General features: G+C 74.7%; 5 protein-coding genes. 2 read left to right on the top strand and 3 right to left on the bottom strand.

Annotated features, from left to right (window positions below; translation table 11 throughout):
* The 3 genes from PYV61_RS19950 to PYV61_RS19940 form a co-directional block, all read right to left on the bottom strand.
* The coding region (locus PYV61_RS19950; RefSeq protein ID WP_275834908.1) for a sugar phosphate nucleotidyltransferase at positions 1–925 on the bottom strand (925 nt) is incomplete at its 3' end.
* 91 nt (positions 926–1,016) lie between these two features.
* Positions 1,017–4,403: a S41 family peptidase gene (locus PYV61_RS19945; RefSeq protein WP_275834906.1), complete on the bottom strand. Its 3,387-nt coding sequence runs from the start codon at positions 4,401–4,403 to the stop codon at positions 1,017–1,019.
* A gap of 146 nt (positions 4,404–4,549) precedes the next feature.
* Positions 4,550–5,014 (bottom strand): hypothetical protein, encoded by a 465-nt coding sequence (locus PYV61_RS19940; protein ID WP_275834904.1) that lies wholly within the window; start codon positions 5,012–5,014, stop codon positions 4,550–4,552.
* 108 nt (positions 5,015–5,122) lie between these two features.
* On the opposite strand from PYV61_RS19940, the gene PYV61_RS19935 reads away from it, so the two are divergent.
* The gene (locus PYV61_RS19935) at positions 5,123–5,458 is read left to right on the top strand and encodes a helix-turn-helix transcriptional regulator (protein WP_275834902.1); all 336 of its coding nucleotides are present in this window, start codon (positions 5,123–5,125) and stop codon (positions 5,456–5,458) included.
* Positions 5,455–5,727 (top strand): permease prefix domain 2-containing transporter (locus PYV61_RS19930; RefSeq protein ID WP_275834900.1); only part of this gene is annotated, 273 nt, incomplete at its 3' end. The genes PYV61_RS19935 and PYV61_RS19930, both read left to right, overlap by 4 nt.

Raw genomic sequence — 5,727 nt, 5'->3', positions numbered from 1 at the left:
GCGCGAGGCGGACGTCGTCGAGCGCCTCGTCGCGCACCACGTGCGCCGGGTCGCGCTCGACGCCCGCGGTGCGCACCGGCCACGCCGGGTCCTCGAGCGTCAGCGCCGGCGCGCCGCCCAGCAGGTCCATGTGGCCGCGCCAGTAGCTCCCGGGCGTCCCGACGTCGCGCCAGTAGCCGCCGTGCGGCACCGCGCGCGCGCGCCCGCCGCGCACGAGCGCCGGCAGCAGGTGGTCGCCGAAGTCGCCCAGGTGCGGCAGGTCGTCGCGGCGCGCCACCTCGGCGGCCAGCGCGTCGAGCGTGCGCAGCAGCGCCGCGAGGTCGTACGCGAACACCTCGGTCGTCACCGTCGCGCGGTCGCCGTCGCCCGCCGGGTCGTCGGGCTTGTACGCGAAGTCGGTCACGCGCCCGCCGTCGACGCGCACCACGCCGAAGCGCGACGCCTCGGCGCGCGGCACGTCGGTCGTCACCATCGTCACCTGCGCGCCGGCGTCGCGGTGCGCGTCGAGCACGTCGCGCAGGTCGACGCGCTCCACGTGGTCGGCGCTCAGCACCACCAGCTCGTCGGCGCCCGACTCCGCGAGCAGCGCGCGGTGCCGCCAGAGCGCGTCGGCGTTCCCCTCGGCGAACCCCTCGCCGTGCGCCCCGGTGAACGGCGGCAGGATGCGCAGCCCGCCGCGGTTCCGGTCGAGGTCCCAGGGCCGCCCGTTCAGCAGGTGGTCGTTGAGCGCGTGCGGCCGGTACTGCTCGACCACCCACACGTCCGACAGCCCGCTGTGCACGCAGTTGGTGAGCGGGAAGTCGATCAGCCGGTACGCGCCGCCGAACGGGAGGGCGGGCTTGGCGCGGCGCTGCGTGAGCGGGCCGAGCCGCGATCCCTTCCCGCCGGCGAGGACGAGGGCGAGCGAACGGGGGCGACGAGACATGCGGGCGGCGTCTCGCAAGCAGCCTGCCGGGGCAGCAGTGCGGGCTGCGGGCTGCGGATCCGAACCCGCCGTCCGCAGCCCGCAGCATCACTCAGGGATTCCCCTGCCGCTTCCCCCACGTCGGCGCCTGCGGCTCCGTCTTCATCCGGTCGATCGGCTTCTCGGCCAGCAGCTTCAGCGCCTCCTGCACCGCGCGCTCGAGCTGCGGGTCGCGGCCCGCGATGACCTCCTTCGGCCAGTTCTCGACGTCGATGTCGGGCGCGACGCCCTCGTTCTCGACCGCGAACTTCCCCTGCCGGTCGATGAAGCCGAAGCGCGGCGCGATCATCGAGCCGCCGTCGACGAACGGCGGCGTGTCGGTCGTCGCGACCAGCCCGCCCCACGTCCGCTTGCCGACCACCGGGCCGATCTTGCGGCGCTTGAACATGAACGGCAGCAGGTCGCCGCCCGAGCCGGCCATCTCGTTGATGATCATGACCTTCGGGCCCCAGATCCCGGCCGCCGGGCTGGTGTACGGCACGCGGTCGCCGACCGGGTTGTTGAAGTACCCGTCGAAGTCGCGCCCGAGCACGTCGACGATGTAGTCGGCCGCCGAGCCGCCGCCGTTGTAGCGCTCGTCGATGATCGCGCCGTCCTTGTCCTGCTGCGCGAAGTAGTAGCGGTTGAAGCTCGTGTACCCGGGCTGCCCGGTGTTCGGCACGTACACGTAGGCCAGCTTCCCCTTCGACAGCGAGTCCACCATGCGGCGGCGCCCCTCGACCCAGGCGCGCGTGCGCAGCCCCTGCTCGTTGGCCACCGGGAGCACCGTCACCTGCCGCGCGCCTTCCATGGTCGGGCGCGCGTTGACGGTCAGCACCGTCTGCCGGTTGGCCGTGCCGTCGAGCAGGCGGTACAGGTTGTCGTCGCCGCGCAGCTCGACGCCGTTGACGGCGAGCAGGTAGTCGCCGCGCCCGACCTCGACGCCCGGCGTCGCCAGCGGCGCGCGCAGCTCGGGGTTCCAGCTCTCGGCGTCGTACACGCGCGCGATGCGGTAGCGCCCGTTCTCGACCGCGAAGTCGGCGCCCAGCAGCCCCGCGACGTTGTTCGGCACCTCGGGCATGTCGCCGCCGCGCACGTACGAGTGCCCGATCGCCGTCTCGGCGCCCATGTTGTCGAGCAGGTAGTTCAGGTCCGCCCGGTGCATCACGCTCGGCAGGAGCGGCTCGTACATCTTGCGCACCGCGGGCCAGTCGGTGCCGTGCAGGTTCTTCACGTAGAAGTTGTTGCGCTGGTTGCGCCACCCCTCGGCGAAGATCTGCTGGAACTCGGCCTTCGGGTCGACGTACGCGCGCAGCGGCGCGGTCAGGCGCCCCTGCCCCGCCGTCGGCGCGGCCTTGTCGGCGTCCACGAGGAACAGCGCGCCCTGCTGCCCCGGCGTGCGGTAGAGCAGCTTCTTCCCGTCGGCGCTCACGACGAACTGCGCCACCCCCGGCGCGAACGGCGCCGCGCGGCGCGTCGACAGCTGGTAGCGGTGCAGCGTGCCGCCGCCGAACTGCCCGCCGCCGGCCGCGTTGCCGGTGCCGGTCTGCGGGAGCAGCTCGACGAAGAACACCGACCCCGGCGCGCCGGCGCGCAGCTGCGCGTAGTCGCGCAGCGCCACGTCGCCCACCGCGATCGTGCGCTGGGCCAGCCCGTCGAAGTCGATCCGCACCGTCGTCGAGCGCGGGCCGACCGCGGCCGCGCGCGCGGTCGAATCGCCCGGCGCCCGGCGCTCGGCGCTCGGCCGGGCGGTCGAATCCGGCTGCCCCGGCGCCTCGCGCCCCGGCTGCGCGGGCGCGCGCCCGGCGCGCGCCGCCTCCTCGTCGCTCTCCGGCAGCAGCGGCGACGGCTCGCCCTTGGCCAGCACGGTGAGGTACAGCCCGCGCGTCGTCGCGCGCTCGTACGCCGACATGTCGAGCAGCCCCGAGTTCATCCCGAGGTTGGTCGACGCCATGAACCAGAGGTACTTCCCGCTCGCGTCCCACGCCGGCTGCGTGGCGTCGGCCAGCCCGTCGGTGATCTGCCGGACCTGCCCGCCCTGCGCGTCGTAGAGGAAGATCGCGCGCATCAGCGACGGCAGCCGCTTCGGGTACGCGACCCACCGCGAGTCGGGGCTCCACACCGGCACGATGCTGCGCGAGCCGCTGAAGTACGGGTCGGTGTCGGCGACCTTCGCGTTCCCGCTTGCCACGTCCACCACCCACAGCCGCAGGTGCGAGTCCTGGAACGCGATGCGGCGCCCGTCGGGCGACCAGGCCGGCGCGTACGGGCGGCTCGGCTCCGGCAGCGTGATCTCGCGCGGCTGCCCGATCCCCTCCTGCGGCGCGATGTAGAGGCGGTACTCGCCCGAGCGGTCGGAGAAGTACGCCACCGAGCGCCCGTCCGGCGACCACACCGGCGCGATCTCCGCCGACGCGCTGCGGTTGGTGAGGTTGCGCACGTCCCCCTTCTCGGCGGGGATCGTGAAGATCTCGCCCCGCGCCTCGACCGCCGCGCGCCGCCCGGTCGGCGACAGCGCGAGGTCGGTCATCCGGTTCCCGACGTCCTTCCACTGCGCCATCATCCAGGGAAAGTCGCCCGCCGCGGTGATCGCCACCTGCTTCGAGCGCCCCGTCGCCGGGTCGAGCTCGTGCACGTAGCCGCCCTGCTCGAACACCACTGCGCCCGCGTTGGCGTCGAGCGCCTTCACGTCGAAGTCGGTGAAGCGCGTGCGCTGCGTGAGCGCCTTGCTCGCCGGGTCGTACGACCAGACGTTGGCGACGCCGTCGCGGTCGGAGATGAAGTAGACCGTGCCGCCGACCCACGCCGGGTCCACGTCCTTGGAATCGGTCCACGGCGGCGTCACGACCTCGTGCGAGCGGAGGTCCATGATCCAGACCGGGCGGTTCTGGCCGCCGCGGTAGTTGCGCCGCTCCTCGTCCCACGAGTTGTTGAGGCGGTACGCGACGTGGCGCCCGTCGGGGGAGATCTTCCCCTGGTACGCGCGCGGCATCGCCATCGGCGTCTCGGCGCCGCCGCCCACCGGGACGGTCCAGAAGCGCGGCGCGGCCGACGGCGCCTCGCTGGCGCGCCCGCTCGCGAAGACGACCGCCTTCCCGTCGGGGGTCCACCCCTGCACCTGGTCGGCGCCGGCGTGCCACGTGAGGCGCGTCGGCTGCCCGCCCTCGACCGGCACGACGTAGACGTCGGTGTTCCCGCCGTACTCGGCGCTGAACGCGACCGTGCGCCCGTCGGGGGAGAGCTTCGGGTTCGTCGTCTCGCCCTGGAAGCTCGTCAGGCGGCGCGCGCTCCCGCCCGCGCGCTCGACGACCCAGACGTTGTTGGCGTAGGTGAACGCGATGTGGCGCGCGCTCACGCTGGGGGTGCGGAGGAGCCGCGTGCCGGCGGGCGCCTGCGCGCCCAGCGGGACGGCCACGGTGAGCGCCGCCGCCAGGGCGGCGCGCCGGGAGATGGGGACCATCGGTGGTGGAGCGGTGGGGGGAACGAACGACGGGAGCCGACCCGTGAGGGTACGGCTCCCGAAGCTACGGTCCGACAGCACAGGGCGCTGCGGACAACGGACTGCGGATTCTCTCGAACCCGCAGCCCGCAGCCCGCAGCGCCCGCTCACGGATGTCCCGCGTGCCCCGCGTGCCCGTCCTTCTTCACCGCCCCGGCGGGGGCGCACCCCTCCTCGACCGGCTCGAAGTCGTCGTGCACGCCCTTGAGCGCGGCCTTGAGCGCGGCGTCGGTGGTGCCGGCCTTGGCGGCCAGCGCCGCGAAGGCGTCGGCGCCGGCGGCGACCTTGGCGACCGCGGCGCGCGTCGCCGGCGTGTCGCACGCCTTCGGCACCGCGGCGCCTTTCCAGGCGCGGGCGGCGGCAGCCAGCTCGCCCGCCTTGGCGCGCGCCGGCGCCAGGTCGTTCTTGCCGGCCGCCGGGTGCCAGGTGGCCATCATCACCTGGTGGAAGGCGTCCATCTCCTTCCAGCCGCCGGCCGCGTGCTGCTCGGCGCCGTGGTCGTGCTGCTGGGCAGCGGCCGGCGCGGCGGCCAGGATGAGGGCGGCGGAGGCGCCGAGGAGGGAGCGAAGCATGGGAGAGCGGGTCGGGGGATCGGGTGGGTGGGTCGCCCTGAATCTGTCCTCGCCCCCCGCCCGTAGGGAGCGCCGGCCGATTTTGCTCACATCGTGACCCCACCCCCCATGTCCGCCGAATCCCTCGCGGAGTTCGAGCTCCTCGTCATGCTCGCCGCCCTGCGCCTGGGCCCCGACGAGGCCTACGCCGTCTCGATCACCGACGACATCGCGCGGCGGACCGGCCGCTCGGTGCGCCGGGCGAACGTCTTCACGACGCTCCAGCGCCTGGAGGCCAAGGGGCTGGTCGCGACGCGGCTGGGCGACCCGCGCGCCGAGCGCGGCGGGCGGGCCCGGCGCCTCGTCACCGTGCGCCCCGAGGGGGCGGCGGCCGTCCGGGCCACGACGGCCGCGATCCGCGCCATGACGGTCGGGCTGGGCGGCATCGCCAGGGAGCCGGCATGAGCGCCCCCCGCACGAGCCCCCCGCGCACGAGCCCCCCGCGCTGGGCCCTCGCGCTGCTGGAGCGCGTCGCGCCGCCGGGGGGCGCCGAGGACGTGGTCGGGGACCTGGAGGAGGCGCACCGCGCGCGGCTAGCCCGCCGCGGGCGCGCGGCGGCGACGCTGCTCACCGCGCTCGAGGCGCTGGACATGGCGGTCGCGCTGCTGCGCGGGCTGCGCGACCGGGGTGTCGTGGCTCGACGTGAAGCTCGGGGTGCGCATGCTGGCCAAGCA

Source organism: Roseisolibacter sp. H3M3-2 (assembly GCF_029211165.1).
GTDB lineage: Bacteria > Gemmatimonadota > Gemmatimonadetes > Gemmatimonadales > Gemmatimonadaceae > Roseisolibacter.
This window is presented reverse-complemented; position numbering and strand designations above follow the sequence as displayed.